This window comes from Leucobacter faecis (genome assembly GCF_054456635.2).
The window spans coordinates 20,918-35,161 of sequence record NZ_JBTJEP020000010.1 but is presented as its reverse complement, the minus strand read 5'-3'; the positions used below and the strand labels follow the sequence as shown (position 1 = coordinate 35,161).

Sequence of the window (14,244 nt, the reverse complement as noted above, 5' to 3'; positions counted from 1 at the left end):
GTACCCTGGGGGAGTGACTTCTCCAAGCTCGCTTCGCGTGATTCCCGTTTCTGACCGCGCCTGGCTGATGGCGGCGCTCGGCGATGCGCTCGCTGGCGGCGCACCGATTCTGCCGGTCGCTAGCGCCACCCACGAACCGGCGGCCCCGGCGGCTGCAGCGGCCCCGGCGGCTGCGTCTACGGCTGGTTCTGGATCCGGCACCGACGCGGCAACGAACTTCGCGGCCGAACTGCAGCGGGCCGAACTGCCTGAGGGCACTGCGGTCGTGATTCGCACCTCGGGATCGAGCGGCGTGCCGAAGGCCGTCGCCCTGTCGGCGGATGCGCTCCGGGCGAGCGCCGAGGCGACGCACGCGCGCCTGGGCGGGCCTGGACAGTGGCTCGTGACGCTGCCCGCGCAGCTCGTTTCGGGGCTGCAGATGCTCGTACGCAGCGCGGTCGCGGGCACGCAGCCAGTATTTTTTGACAGCAAGTTTGACCCCGCGGCGCTGCTCGAAGCGGCCGAAGCGATGACCGGCGCAAGGCGCTACGTGTCGCTCGTGCCCGTGCAGTTGGCGCGCCTGCTCGATCTCGCCGAGCGCGACGCGGCCGCAGCCGAGGCGCTGCGCCGATTCGACGCGGTGCTCGTAGGCGGGCAGGCCGTCACGCTCGAATTGCGCCGCCGCGCGCACGCGCTGGGCATCGCGCTCAAGCGCAGCTACGGCATGAGCGAGACCGCCGGCGGATGCGTCTACGACGGCGTCGAGATCGGCGACACGCTCGTGCGCATTCGCGCAGGTGAGGTGCAGCTCGCGGGCCCCTCGCTCGCGCTCGGCTATGTCGGTGACGCCGCGCTCACAAACGAACGGTTCATCACCGAGCCCGCGGGTGAGCGCTGGTATCGCACGGGCGACGCGGGCGAGCTGCTCGGCGGCATGCTCACCGTCACCGGCCGGCTCGATCGCGTGATCATCTCGGGCGGCATCAACGTCTCGCTCGACGAGGTCGAGCGCGTGGCGCGCGCGCTGCCCGGCTGGGGCGACACGATCGCGCTGGGTGTTCCGGATCGCGACTGGGGTGAGCGCGTGCACCTCGTGCGCGCCAGCGAGCCGGGCGGTGCTGGTGTTGGTGTCGCCGTTGGTGTTGCCGTTGGTGTTGCTGGGGCTAGCTTCGCCGAGGTGGGCGAGGCGCTGCGCGCGGCGCTCAGCGTTGCCGCCGTGCCGGTGGGGGAGACCGTGGTTGACGTGATCCCTCGACTGGCGGGCGAGAAGCCCGACCTGGTGGCGCTGGCGGCGCTGGTGTCATCGGCGGTGCCGGTAGCACCGAACTCGGCAGAACTTGATAGCAACCACACGAAGGAGCAGGCGTGAGCCACGCGAAGAACCGAAGCAAGTCGGGTAACCCCGCGGTGCGGGCGGCGGCCGACAAGATGGTCGACGCCGGGCTGAGCTCCACGATCACGTGGCGCAACTGGGTGGGCGGGGCGCGGCTGCGCACGCTGCCACTCGCGGTCGCACCCGTCGCCGCCGGAGCGGGTATCGCCTCGATGCTGCGCGGGTTCTCGTGGCCGCTCACACTGCTCGCTCTCGCCGTGGCCGTGTTCTTGCAGATCGGCGTGAACTACGCCAACGACTACTCAGACGGGGTGCGCGGCACCGACGAGTTTCGGGTGGGGCCCGCCAGACTCACCGGGTCGGGGCTCGTGAACCCCAAGAAGGTGCTCGTACTCGCGTTCGCGTTCTTTGGGCTGGCGGCTGCGTCAGGGCTTGTGGCCGTCATAATGAGTGGCCGCTGGTGGTTTCTCGCCCTCGGCGTGCTCGCGATCGTGGCGGCCTGGTTCTACACCGGCGGTAAGCGGCCCTATGGCTATGCAGGTTTGGGCGAAGTGATGGTGTTTATCTTCTTCGGCCTCGTTGCGACGGCGGGTACCGTCTACCTCCAAACCGACCTGCACGCGCAAGAGGTGTGGTTCGCGGGCACCGGGGTGGGGCTGCTTGCTGTTGCGGTGCTCGTGATCAACAATGTGCGCGATATCGCCACCGACACGCTTGCGGGCAAGCGCACGCTCGCGGTGCGCATGGGTGACCGGGCCTCACGCATCTTGTTTGTGGTGTGCGTGCTGCTGCCGTTCGCCGTCCCGGGCATCTACGTGGCGATCTACCCGGCGATGATGTTCGTGTGGCTTGTGCTGTTCATCGCGGTGCCGTGCGCCATCATCGCGCTGACCGCGAAAACGCCCAAGGAGCTCATTCTCGTGCTGCAGCTCACGAGCTTCGCGGCCCTCGCCTACGGCGTGCTGCTGGGCGTCGGCTTCAGCCTGGCGGGCGGTCTGACGGCCTAGGCTTGGCGCCGGCGGCTGGCGGCCGGCGGCTGGCCGCCGGCCGCTGTGTGCCGCGCTAACCCGGTGCCACCCACGAAACGGCATCAGAATGACGAGTCGGCCCGATAAGTACGTACTTATCGGGCCGACTCGTCATTTCGATGCTTACTCGTCCCCACAAGCCGAGGTGCGGCACGAGAGCCGCGCGACCGAAGCCCGTCTACGCTTCAGTGCGCTGCTCGGGGTCCCCGGCTGATTCAGCCGGCGCTACCACTGCTGATTCAGCCGGTGCTACCCCTGCTGACTCAGCCGGTGCCACCTCGGTTGCCGAAGCCTCCGAAGCCTCCGATGGGGCCTCGCCGTCGAGCGCATCGTCTTCCTCAACGTCATCGGCGGTGCGGTCGCGGCTGCGCCAGTCGGCGATACTCTGCGCCGCCTGTGCGCGCGGGCGCGACAAAAAGATCACCGAAAGCGAGACGCTAATGAGCGCGGCGATCACTGCTGCCACGCCGCCCGAGAGCGCAAGAGTGAACCCCAACTGCAGGCCCAGCCAGTAGACAATGCCAAAGGGCACCACGAAAAACAGCAGGCGCAACGATACGTACATGGTCCAGGCAGAACGGCTCGATTTCACCCGCCCAAGTTTAGCTGTGACGCCTGAGCAACTCCGCAGCGCGGGGGCCGCTCGAGGGCACCCGGGCGGGTAGCATGGAGTCATGGTGCGATTCGGAATCATTGGGATCGTCATCGCCGTTGCGTTTACGCTTTATGCGCTCGTCGACGCGGCGATGACCGACCACAACCGTGCCCGTGGGGTAGCGAAGCCCGTGTGGGTGGTGCTCATTGTGGTGCTGCCCGTGCTGGGCGGCATTCTGTGGTTTGTGATCGGCAAGGGTGACGAGTCGCATGCGGTGCGCCGGGCACCCGACGATGACCCGCGATTCACCGGCACCAAACTATCGAGCAGCGAACTCAACACACACATGGCCGATCTCGAGAAGCGTCTACGCGAGCTCGACGACGAGGTGTATCCCGGCGAAGCTGGCGAAAAGGGTGAGCCTGGCGGCCCCACAACATCTAGCGGCCCCGCAAAACCCAACGGCGATGAGCCCAAGGGCGACGGTTCGAAGGGCCCGCGCCCCGACGGCGACGCCAAGCTGTGAGCGCACCCGCCGCGGCCTCAATCTTTGCGGTTGAGCTGCTCGCTGAGTTGGTGCGTCGGGGCGTGCAAGACGTCGTCGTATGTCCCGGATCACGCTCGCAGGCCTTCGCTCTCGCCGCTGCCGCCGCCGAAAAGGCCGGCGCGATCAGGCTGCATGTGCGCATCGACGAGCGTTCGGCGGGCTTCTTCGCCCTGGGCGTTGCACGTGAAACGGGGCTGCCCGCGCCCGTCATTGTGACGAGCGGCACCTCGGTCGCAAACCTGCTGCCTGCCGCTCTCGAGGCCCACGAAGCTCGGGTGCCGATGCTGCTCATCACGGCAGATCGCCCCGCCCAGATGCGCGAGATCCGCACCAACCAAACGACGCACCAGGCCGACATTCTGCGCGAGGCATCGCGTTTCTCGCTCGACATCGAACCGCCCGAATTTGGCGCGGGCGGTGACCTCGCTCGCGACGCGGGCCGTGACCCTGGCCGGATCGCGGCCACCAGTCTCGCGCGTGCGCTGGGTACCGCGGGCGGCGCTCCCGCCGGGCCCGTGCAACTAAACGTGCAGGTGCGCGAGCCGCTTTCGGGCACTCGCGGATTCGACCAGATGATTGCGCAGGGCTTCACCGCTGCAGCGGCCGAAGGGGTAGCGGCCCGCGAGCGACTGGCAGCGCAAGCTCAGCGGTCCGGCGTGACCGTCACCGATCACGGCGACGGCTACACGACGACCTTCGGGTCGAGCGCAGACGAGACCTTCGGGTTCGCGGGCGACACGCTCGCGGTCGTCGTAGCAGGCGAGGGCGCGGGGCCCGAAGCCGAGGCGTTCGCGCACGCGGCGGGAGTGCCGCTGCTCGCCGAGGTGGTGAGCGGCGCGCGCTTCGGCCGCGAGGCGATCATGGGCTATCAGACCCTCATCGACACCCCCGAGGTGGGCGGACTGATCGAGCAGGCGATCGTGTTTGGGCACCCCACGCTCAACCGGCAGATTCCGGCGCTGCTGGGCCGCGACGACGTCGATGTGATCGTCGTCGACCCGCACGCTGACACCGCGCACTATGACCCGCACCGGTCGGCCCGCGTCGTGCGGGCGGCCCGCGTCGGCGAGGACCACGATCCGCGTGCGCTGCGCCGCTGGCTCGGCGCCTGGGTGCTCGCAGACCGTGAGCTGCAGCGGGAGCGCAGCACGGTGCACGAACCCGATCTCGAGGCCGCGCTCGCCAACGGATACAAAGAGCGCAGCGCCTACGCGCGCGCCGAAGTCGCCACGATGCGCGAGCCGATCACCCGCGACCTGCTCGCCGAGACCGTGTGGCGTTCGACCTGGCCGCACGACCGGCTGATGCTCGCGGCGTCGAGCCTGGTACGCGCGCTCGACAAGATCGCGCCGGCCCGCCGCATCGAAGTGCGCTCGAACCGCGGGGTCGCCGGCATCGACGGCACGATCGCGACCGCGCTTGGCGTCGCGGCCGCGAGCCAGGGCGACGCCGACACGGCGCGCGCCGCGGGCACGACCCGCGTGCTCACGGGCGACCTCGCGTTTCTGTACGACGCCGGATCCCTGCTGCGCAGCCCCGGCGAGGCACAGCCCCGCATTCAGGTGTTTGTGGGCAACGACGGCGGCGGATCCATTTTTGACGGTTTGGAGGTGGCGGGGAGCGCGCCCGAGGGTACGTTCGACCGTGTCATGTTCACCCCGCACGAGGCCCAGCTCGAGCAGCTTGCCGCGGGTTACGGCTGGGAGTACCAGCGCATCACGACCCGTGGCGAGCTCGAGCAGCTGCTCACCGTACCGGTGACGGGCCCCTGCATCGTCGAGGTGCCGCTCGCCCGGTAGCCCGGAAGCACTCCTGAGCGCCCCGCGAACAGCATCAATCTCGCGAATAGCACCTCGATGCGTGAAATATTGATGTTTTACGAATGATTGATGTGCGAACTGGGTTACCGGGCGAAAGCCTCGGTGACCGGTCGAAACTTTGAGACGGTTTCGCGCAGCTCGCCGGCCGGGTCGGACCCCGCTACGATGCCGCCGCCGGCGCTCGCGAGCACCCGGCGAGAGCCGGTCACGGCGTCTGGCCCACTCAGCTGAGCGCAGCGCAGTGCGATCGCCCACTCGCCGTCGCCCGCATGGTCGATCCAGCCCACGGCGCCCGAGTAGCGCCCCCGGTCGAACGGTTCGAGCTCGTCGATCGCATCGATTGCGTCGCGGGTGGGAGTTCCCGCGACCGCCGCCGTCGGGTGCAACGCATCGACGAGTGCGAGCGACGATCCGGCCTCGCCGAGGGTCGCGCCTAGGTCGGTCGCGAGGTGCCACACGTTGGGCAGCTCGAGCGCGAACGGTTCTTCGTTCGTGCGCAGGCCGGTGACGTGGGGTGCGAGCGCGGTCACCACGCTCTGCACCGCGAACGCGTGCTCGTGCTGTTCCTTCGAACTCGTGAGCAGTTCGTCCCGGGCGCGCGCATCGCGCGCCGCGTCTTCGGTGTGCCTGCCGCGGGTGCCCGCGAGCACGCGCGCCGACACGCTACCGCCGGTCGAGCGCACGAGCGTCTCGGGACTCGCCCCGATGAGCCCGTCGACCGCAAACGTCCAGCAGTCGAGGTAGCGCTCCGCGAGCCGGGCGATGGGCGCGCGTAGGTCGGCGCCCGCCGTGAGCTCACCACGCACCTGCCGTGCGATCACAATTTTCTCGAGCTCGCCGCGAGCAATGCGCGCGTCTGCCTCGGCGACGCCAGCCAGATAATCGCGCACGCTCGCGGCGGTCTGCGAATGGAGATCCGCGAACTGCACACCGGGCCACGGCCCCGGCGCAATCGCCGCGGGCAGCTCGGGAGCATGCGGGTCGGCGGCTGGCTGATCCGGATCGTGCGTCGTAGCGGCCGTGGGCGTGTCAGCGGTGTCGTGTACGGTCGTGACCCACCAGATATCGCGGTGCTGCGCGACGAGCGTGCGCGGCACGATCAGCGTGCTTTCGGTCTCACTGCCGTCAGCGAAACTGAACGCACCGAACGCGACGAGGCCCGACCCTGGCACGCCAACCGGGTCATCGATGGTGGCGTCTGCCACGACCCGCTGCCAAGCGGCGGCGGCGTCGCGAAACCGCGAGGGGCCGCGAAACGTGAGGCGCAGAGCCTCGCCCGCGCCGATCGCGCCGCGGTCGCCGCGCAACCACACGAGCGGGGCAGCGGGGTCAGTGAGGGGGAGCAGGTCGACGCCGCTTGTGAGCGGGCGCGTTACCGCGTGAAGCCGGGGTGTGCTGGGTGTTGACACCCCACTAATCTACCCGGGCGGGCTGAAAGCAGTCGGGTCGTGCGATGGTTTGGGGGCTTTGCGTCGCCTTGGCCAGCTCGCGTGCGGATTCACGGGATAGCATGGAGTACGTGACTCGCCCAGACACCTCCACAAAGCACGCCGACGAGGTTTCGGCCATGTTCGATGAGGTCTCCCCTCGATACGACCTCATCAATGACGTGCTAACGGTGGGTAACGACCGCCTGTGGCGCATCGCGACCACCAAGGCGGTGGGGCCGCGCAAGGGAATGCGGGTTCTCGACCTCGCCGCGGGCACCGGCACGTCGTCGGCTGCGCTCGCGGCTCACGGTGCGCACGTGGTGGCCGCCGACTTCTCGGAGGGCATGCTCGCTGAGGGGCGCAAGCGTCACGCGGGCAACGACCTCATCGAGTTCGTGTGGGCCGACGCGACGCAGCTGCCGTTCGAGGACAACAGTTTTGATGCGGCAACGATTTCGTACGGACTGCGCAACGTGAGTGACCCTCGCAAGGCGCTCGCTGAGATGCGGCGCGTGGTAAAGCCCGGTGGCCGCGTGGTCATCGCAGAGTTTTCGACGCCGCCCGCTGCTGCGGTGCGCGCACCGTATGCCTGGTACGGCAAGCACGTGCTGCCGCGCATCGCCGGCGTGATTAACCGCGAGGCCGCGGGCGCCTACCGCTACCTGAACGAGTCGATCGAGGCGTGGCCTGCGCAAGAGGAACTTGCCTCGTGGCTGCGCGAAGCCGGGCTCGAGCGCGTCGCGTACCGCAACCTGACCTTTGGCATCGTTGCCCTGCACCGCGGCTTCGTACCGCGCGAAGAGGCTGCTGCTGCCGCTGAGAAGTCTGCCACCCCAAAGCCCTCAAACTCCGGAGACGACAAGTGATCCGACCTAGCGCCGCCGATACCGCTACCCAGGCGCTGCCCATGCGGCTATTTCAGGGAGCGCAAGATCGTCGCCACGCAAAGGAGCTGCAGCAGCAGCTCGAGCTGATCGAGAGCGAACTGATGACGCATCTCGACTTTGCGTCGCCGGTTGCAGACGCGCCCGCGCGCTACCTCATGGAGGCGGGTGGCAAGCGTATTCGACCCATGCTTACGCTCTTGACGAGTGAGCTGGGCAGCGGGCCGAACGAGCTCGTGCGCCGCGCGGCTCAGGCCGTTGAGATGACGCACCTGGCGTCGCTCTACCACGACGACGTCATGGACGACGCGAAGCTTAGGCGCGGAGTGCCCGCCACTCAGACCGTGTGGTCGAACTCGGTGGCGATTCTCGCTGGTGACCTCTTGTTTGCGCGCGCTTCGACGCTCGTTTCGGGCATGGGCGAAGAGGCGATTTTGCTGCAGGCGCGCACGTTCGAGCGGCTGTGCCTGGGCCAGCTGCACGAGACTGTCGGGCCGCAGGCGGGCGAGGCACCGATTCCGCACTACATTCAGGTGCTCGCCGACAAGACCGGCGCTTTGATTGCGACGGCCGCCCGTATGGGCGTCATGTTCAGTGGCGCCCCACTCGAATATGCCGATGCGGTTATGGAGTACGGCGAGCGTATCGGTGTGGCATTTCAGCTCATCGACGACGTCATTGACCTGTCGCCCAAGAAAGAGCAGACCGGCAAGAAGGCCGGCACTGACCTGCGGGCCGGTGTTGCTACGCTGCCACTGCTCTTGCTGCGCGAGCGTGCGGCGGCGGGCAACGAGGCAGACGCTGCGCTGCTCGCGCGCATCGACGCCGGTGTGTCAGCGATCGCTGAGGGCGCGGATCCCGCTGTGCTCGACCCCGAGGTGACTGCGCTGCGTGAGCACGAGGTCACCCGCGAGACCGAAGAAACGGCTCGTCGCTGGGCGACCGATGCTGTGGCAGCGCTCGACGTGCTGCCGAAGTCGTCTGTGAAGCGTGCGCTGGAGCGCATGGCCGACTCGATTGTCAATCGCGAGGGCTAGGCACCGACCTAGATTGAACATTCCGAGTGCGGAATGGAAGGGAAGACTTTAGAACCATGGAGACCATGCGACTGGCGATTGTTGGCGCAGGCCCGGCGGGCATCTACGCCGCAGACCTGCTGCAGAAGGCGGAGCGCGATTTTGAGGTCGAGATTGACCTCTTCGAGCAACTACCTGCCCCCTACGGGCTGGTGCGCTACGGCGTCTCGCCCGACCACCCGCGCATCAAGGGCATCATCAACGCGCTGCGCGACGTGCTCGACAGTGGCAGTGTGCGGTATTTCGGTAACGTGCGCTACGGCCAAGACATCACGCTCGATGATCTGAAGCAGCACTACCACGCTGTGATCTTCTCGACCGGCGCGATCCGTGACGCGTCACTCAGCATTCCCGGCATCGAAGCTGACGGCTCGTACGGCGCCGCCGATTATGTGAGCTGGTTCGACGGGCACCCTGACGTGCCCCGCACCTGGCCGCTCGAAGCCCGCGAGGTCGGCGTTATTGGCAACGGTAACGTTGCGCTCGATGTATCGCGCATGCTGATCAAGCACGCCGACGACCTGCTGCCCACCGAGATTCCGCAGAACGTCTACGAGGGGCTCAAGCAGAACCCCATCGAAGAGCTGCACCTGTTTGGCAGGCGCGGCCCGAAGTATGTCAAGTTCACGCCGCTCGAGCTGCGCGAGCTGGGCGAGCTGCGCGATGTCGACATGGTGATCGACGAACGCGACTTTGATCGCGAAGACGCATACGCCGACGAGGTGCTGGCGAAGAACAAGCAGGTGCTTGTCATGACGCGCATCATGGACAAGTGGCGTGCGGAGCAGCGGGAGCGCGAGGCGTCAGGTGAGGTGGCCTCACGTAAGCTGCACCTCCACTTCTGGTCCAAGCCTGTAGAGGTGGTGACCGAGGAGGGTCGCGTTGTGGGCCTGAAGATTGAGCGCACCGCACCCGACGGTGAGGGCGGTGTCATCGACACCGGTGAGTTCGAAGTGATCCCGATGCAGTCGCTGTACCGCGCCGTCGGCTACTTCGGTTCACCCGTCGACGAGATTCCTTTCGACGAAGCGCGTGGCGTGATTCCCAACAAGCAGGGCCGGGTACACAACCTCGAAGGCAACCAGGTGCACGGTGTGTACGCGACCGGCTGGATCAAGCGCGGTCCCGTAGGCCTCATCGGCCACACGAAGTCTGACGCGATGGAAACGCTCGAGTGCCTCATGGCCGACCGCGACTGCTGGTGGAACCCCGAGAACCCGTCGGGCGACGCCGTGCGCGCGCTGCTGCACGACCGCGAGGTGCCCTACACCGATCTCGAGGGCTGGCACCGACTCGACGACCACGAGATCGGGCTGGGCGAGCCCGAGGGTCGTGCCCGCATTAAGGTCGTCTCGCGCGACGAGATGACCCGCATTTCGCGCGGCGAGTAGGCTCGCGCCCGCAACACCCGTTGTCATCCTGCGCGAGCGCAGCGAGTCGCAGGATCCAGTGCGTGTGGATTCTGCGACTCCTTCGTCGCGCAGAATGACGGGGCGTTGCTAGCTCACAGAATGACGGGGTGTTGCTAGCCGCAAAACCCGTTGTCATCCTGCGCGAGCGCAGCGAGTCGCAGGATCCAGCGCAGCGAGGACGTTACAGCAGCTCGGCGACCGCTTCGAGTACCTCGCTCGTGCCGCCCTCGATGCGCAGCGTGATGGACTCCCGTGCATCAACTTGTGTTGGCCCACGGTTGATCACAATGATAGGAATTTCGCGTCGCTCGGCGCGGTGTACCAGGCGCAGGCCGGTGTTCACCGCGAGCGAGGTGCCCGCGAGAATCAGTGCGTCAGCGTGTTCGACGAGGCTCGCGGCTGCGCGAAACACGGGCAGCGGAACCATCTCACCGAAGTACACCACGTCGGGTCGCAGGAGCCCACCGCAGGCCGGGCAGTCAGGCACAACAACACCGCCTGGGGCGCTCACCGCCGCGTCACCGTCGGGCGCGATCTCGGCCCCCGCGTGTGCGAGCGCGTAACCGGGGTTCAGCTCATCAAAGCGGGCAAGCACGGCCGTGCGGGCGTACGTGCGGTTGCACCTCGTGCAACGGGTCACGTCCCCCCGCCCGTGCAGTTCTACGAGCGTGCGGGATCCGGCGACGCGATGCAGGCCGTCGACATTCTGGGTCGCGACGCCCGAGACCTGCCCGCCCATTTCGAGCCGGGCCAGCGCGAGATGGCCCGCATTGGGAGAGAGCGAGGCCATGCGGTCTGCTCCGACCCGGGCGCCAGCCCAGAACCTGCGTCGATACGCCGCGTCAGACATGAACTCGCCGATGCGCATGGGGGAGCGGGGAGGGGATCCGGCGCCTCGGTAATCGGGGATCCCTGAGTCGGTCGAGACTCCCGCGCCGGTGAGCACCGCGGCCTGACGGCTCGAAAGAATGTGGGCGAGGCGATCGAGCTCTGACGCTGTGACTGACATGCGATCCTCTCAGGCAGGGTCGGGCGAGGTAGAGCGAGGCGGGGCGGTAGAATTACACGCATGACCACCGCGCGCGAACAGCTTATCGACCTCATCACGAGCGAGGCCGTGTTTCACGGCGACTTTACGCTCACCAGTGGCAAGAAGGCCACCTACTACATTGACCTGCGCAAGCTGTCGCTCGATCACCGTGCGGCTCCACTGATCGGCCAGGTCATGCTCGACCTCATCGACGACATTGACGGTGTCGTTGCCGTGGGCGGCCTCACCATGGGCGCGGACCCGATCGCCTCGGCGATCATGCACCAGGGCGTCGCGGCAGGCAAGGTGTACGACTCGTTCGTCGTGCGCAAGGAGCCCAAGGATCACGGCCGCGGCCGCCAGGTTGAGGGCCCCGACCTTAACGGCAAGCGCGTCGTCGTTGTTGAAGACACCTCGACGACCGGCGGATCCCCGCTCGCCGCGATCGAGGCGCTGAAGAAGGTTGGCGCTGAGATCGCCGCCGTCGCCGTAGTCGTCGATCGCCAGGCCCCCGCGAAGGCCCGCATCGAAGAAGCTGGCTACGAGTACCGCTTCGCGATTGGCCTCGAAGACCTGGGCCTCGCCCCGCAGTAAGTATCCGTTTGACACGTCAGCCCGCGCCATATGGCGCGGGCTGACGTGTTCTCGGGACGACACCCGTCGTCACTGGGCCAGCACAAATGATGATACGTTGGTCTGACCAATGGCGTGTTGTGCGGTGTTGTGGTGTGGAGAACAGGGGTAGGCAAAGGTGGACTGGGCGGCGATGGGGCGTGTTGAGACGCTGTCGGTGCCCGACCGTCTCTCGATTGACTTTGAACGACTCATCCTCGACGGCACACTGAAACCCGGCGACAAGATACCCCCAGAGCGCGAACTGGCCGAGCACCTCAAGGTTTCGCGCGCTTCGATCCGGGACGCCTTGCGAGAGCTCGAGAACCGTGGCTTCATCGACCGTAAACCAGGGCGGGGCACGATTGTGCTGCAGCAGGGCGACCGTGCGCAGATCGACAATGACATGCTCGACGCGATTGCAACGCTGCGCCCCGAACTACACGACATTATGGAACTGCGCGCCATAGTTGAGCCGCCCATTGCCCGCATCACCGCGGGGCGGGCGACTTCGAGAGATCTCGCGCAACTACGTGAACTCGTCGAGGCGATGGAGGGCGATATCACGAACGAGCGCTACGCCGAGCTCGACCGCGCATTTCACCAGGCCATCGCCCAGTACGCGCACAACCCGCTGCTCGCCTTCATCAACGAACAGATCGCGCAGCAGATCGAGCCGAGCCGAGCAGGGCGCTACCAAACCAAGGCACGACGCAGCGCCTCAAGTGCCGCGCACCGCCGCATCTACGAGGCGATCGCGGCGGGCGACGGCGCGCTCGCCGAGCAGGAAGCGCGCGACCACGTGCACTCCATCAGCCATGAAATCGCACGGGCCGCAAAGTAGCGCCCGGTGACCAGCCGACAGCAACCCAACGGAGGGCCAGCAGCACCATGAGCACCAGCACGATCGACACCACCCACGCCCACCCCCGCGGGGCGATCTCGACCTCGCACCACCTGGCCACCGAGGCGGGAGCGGCCGCGCTCGAGGCGGGTGGCACCGCGATCGACGCGGCCCTGGCGGCCGCAGCGACCCTCTGCGTCGTGTACCCCAACAATGTCGCGCTCGGCGGCGACTTGGTCGCCCTGGTCAAAGACCCGACGGGCAAGATCCACTTCTTGAACGCCACCGGCCCCGCCGCCGCGGCCGAGACGCTTGAAGCGCTGCGCGACAAACACGGCGAGCAGCTGCCACTGCGCGACATCGACACGGTGAACCTGCCCGGCGGCATCTGCGGCTGGAACTCGCTGCACGAGCTCGGCGCGAACCTGCCCTGGGCCGACCACTTCGAAGCGGCCAGACGACACGCGCGTGACGGTTTCGCCAACTCGAAGTCCGTTGCACAGGCGCTCATCGACGAGAGGGCGCACCTCGAACAAGACCCCGGTGCCCGCGAGATCTTCTACCCCGAAGGCCGCGCAATCGCCGAGGGCGAGACGCTCACGCAAGCCGCACTCGCAGCATCGCTCGACGCGCTCGCTGCGGGCGGCTCGCACGAGTTCTACGAGGGAGAGCTGGCTGGACGCTGGATCGCAGGGCTCCAAAAGCTCGGTTCAAAACTCACGCTCAATGACGCTAAAGACTACGGCGCCGCGTGGGAGCCCGCGATCGAGGGAGACTATGCCGACCTGCGCGTGATCACGGGCCCGCCCAACACGTCGGGGTTCATGCTGCTGCGCGCGCTCCAAGAAATCACGGCGGGCATCGAAGACCCGCTCGGAGCCGGGGCTGGCGAGCTGGCGCAGGCTTTCGCGCGCGCCAACGCGGTGCGCGCGAGCCACCTGGGTGACCCGAAGTTCGGGTGCAAATCGGGCGACGAGCTCATCACGATTGTCGCTACCGAGCACCCGCTTCCGGGGCGGCCGAAGGCCACCGGCGACACGGTGGGCCTCAGCGCGATCAGCGACGACGGCTGGGCAATCTCGCTCATCAACTCGGTGTACCACGGCTTTGGCGCGGCCATTCTCGAACCCGAAACTGGCATTCTGTTTCAAAACCGTGGCACCTCGTTCTCGCTCGACCCCGCCGCCCCTAACGCCTTCGCGCCCGGCAAGCGCCCGAGCCACACGCTCATGCCGGTGCTCGTCATGAAAGGTGAAAGCCTCGAGTGGGTGCCCGCCACCATGGGCGGCTCGGGCCAGCCGCAGATTCACGCGCAGCTGCTACTGCACGCGCTCGCCGGCGCCACCCCGCGCGAGGCGACGCACGCCCCGCGCTGGATGGTGCGCGAACCAGATGCGCACGGCGTCGTGACGATTCTGGTCGAAGAAGACGTACCCGCCGTCACCCGCGCGGCGCTTACAAGATCCGGATTCGAAATAAAGATCGTGCCGCCGCGCTCAGAGGACCTCGGCCACTCGAACCTGATTCGTGTGACGGCCGCGGGCTACGAGGCCGCAAGCGACCCGCGCAGCGACGGCTCAGCGATCGTCGTGCCCGCGCATGCCTAGCCGCCATGCGCGCAACGGCAACAGACTTCATCACAACAACAGAAACT

Annotated in this window: 13 protein-coding genes; 10 read left to right on the top strand and 3 right to left on the bottom strand. The window is 67.4% G+C overall.

Translation table 11 applies throughout. The annotated features are described in order from the left end of the window. Positions 1-13: 13 nt before the first annotated feature. Together ACXR2T_RS09280 and ACXR2T_RS09275 are read left to right on the top strand one after the other, a co-directional pair. Positions 14-1,348 carry an AMP-binding protein gene (locus tag ACXR2T_RS09280; protein WP_458838453.1) on the top strand — a complete coding sequence of 445 codons (1,335 nt, stop codon included), beginning with the start codon at positions 14-16 and terminating at the stop codon, positions 1,346-1,348. Next, the gene (locus tag ACXR2T_RS09275) at positions 1,345-2,319 is read left to right on the top strand and encodes a 1,4-dihydroxy-2-naphthoate polyprenyltransferase (protein ID WP_458838452.1); all 975 of its coding nucleotides are present in this window, start codon (positions 1,345-1,347) and stop codon (positions 2,317-2,319) included. The genes ACXR2T_RS09280 and ACXR2T_RS09275 overlap by 4 nt, the downstream gene beginning before the upstream one ends. A gap of 199 nt (positions 2,320-2,518) precedes the next feature. Here ACXR2T_RS09275 and ACXR2T_RS09270 read toward each other — a convergent pair whose 3' ends face one another. Then, the gene (locus ACXR2T_RS09270; protein ID WP_458838451.1) at positions 2,519-2,932 is read right to left on the bottom strand and encodes a DUF4229 domain-containing protein; all 414 of its coding nucleotides are present in this window, start codon (positions 2,930-2,932) and stop codon (positions 2,519-2,521) included. Positions 2,933-3,014: 82 nt separating this feature from the next. On the opposite strand from ACXR2T_RS09270, the gene ACXR2T_RS09265 reads away from it, so the two are divergent. Further along, positions 3,015-3,461 carry a PLDc N-terminal domain-containing protein gene (locus ACXR2T_RS09265; protein ID WP_458838450.1) on the top strand — a complete coding sequence of 149 codons (447 nt, stop codon included), beginning with the start codon at positions 3,015-3,017 and terminating at the stop codon, positions 3,459-3,461. Then, positions 3,458-5,281 (top strand): 2-succinyl-5-enolpyruvyl-6-hydroxy-3-cyclohexene-1-carboxylic-acid synthase, encoded by a 1,824-nt coding sequence (gene menD, locus ACXR2T_RS09260; protein WP_458838449.1) that lies wholly within the window; start codon positions 3,458-3,460, stop codon positions 5,279-5,281. The genes ACXR2T_RS09265 and menD overlap by 4 nt, the downstream gene beginning before the upstream one ends. 104 nt (positions 5,282-5,385) lie before the next feature. Here menD and ACXR2T_RS09255 read toward each other — a convergent pair whose 3' ends face one another. Next, entirely contained in the window at positions 5,386-6,711 is a 1,326-nt protein-coding gene (locus tag ACXR2T_RS09255) for an isochorismate synthase (RefSeq protein WP_458813257.1), read from the bottom strand. Positions 6,712-6,821: 110 nt separating this feature from the next. Between ACXR2T_RS09255 and ubiE the strand changes: the two genes are divergently transcribed. From ubiE to ACXR2T_RS09240, 3 genes are read left to right on the top strand one after another with little or no spacing between them, the layout of a single operon-like run. Then, a complete protein-coding gene (ubiE, locus tag ACXR2T_RS09250; RefSeq protein ID WP_458838448.1) occupies positions 6,822-7,598 on the top strand; it encodes a bifunctional demethylmenaquinone methyltransferase/2-methoxy-6-polyprenyl-1,4-benzoquinol methylase UbiE in 777 nt (258 codons plus the stop codon). Positions 7,599-7,639: 41 nt separating this feature from the next. Then, positions 7,640-8,653 carry a polyprenyl synthetase family protein gene (locus ACXR2T_RS09245; RefSeq protein ID WP_458813480.1) on the top strand — a complete coding sequence of 338 codons (1,014 nt, stop codon included), beginning with the start codon at positions 7,640-7,642 and terminating at the stop codon, positions 8,651-8,653. A gap of 56 nt (positions 8,654-8,709) precedes the next feature. Next, positions 8,710-10,083 (top strand): FAD-dependent oxidoreductase, encoded by a 1,374-nt coding sequence (locus tag ACXR2T_RS09240; RefSeq protein WP_458838447.1) that lies wholly within the window; start codon positions 8,710-8,712, stop codon positions 10,081-10,083. Positions 10,084-10,285: 202 nt separating this feature from the next. Here the strand turns inward: ACXR2T_RS09240 and ACXR2T_RS09235 are convergent, their stop codons facing one another. Further along, positions 10,286-11,113, bottom strand: coding sequence for a Sir2 family NAD-dependent protein deacetylase (locus ACXR2T_RS09235; protein WP_458838446.1), 828 nt, complete (start codon positions 11,111-11,113; stop codon positions 10,286-10,288). Between the two features lie 60 nt (positions 11,114-11,173). On the opposite strand from ACXR2T_RS09235, the gene pyrE reads away from it, so the two are divergent. The 3 genes from pyrE to ACXR2T_RS09220 all read left to right on the top strand — a co-directional run bounded on the left by pyrE (position 11,174) and on the right by ACXR2T_RS09220 (position 14,197). Next, positions 11,174-11,728: an orotate phosphoribosyltransferase gene (pyrE, locus tag ACXR2T_RS09230; protein ID WP_458813243.1), complete on the top strand. Its 555-nt coding sequence runs from the start codon at positions 11,174-11,176 to the stop codon at positions 11,726-11,728. Positions 11,729-11,900: 172 nt separating this feature from the next. Continuing rightward, on the top strand, positions 11,901-12,590 hold the full coding sequence (locus tag ACXR2T_RS09225) for a FadR/GntR family transcriptional regulator (RefSeq protein ID WP_458838445.1): 690 nt from the start codon (positions 11,901-11,903) through the stop codon (positions 12,588-12,590). 47 nt (positions 12,591-12,637) lie between these two features. Then, the gene (locus tag ACXR2T_RS09220; protein WP_458838444.1) at positions 12,638-14,197 is read left to right on the top strand and encodes a gamma-glutamyltransferase; all 1,560 of its coding nucleotides are present in this window, start codon (positions 12,638-12,640) and stop codon (positions 14,195-14,197) included. Positions 14,198-14,244 lie beyond the last annotated feature (47 nt).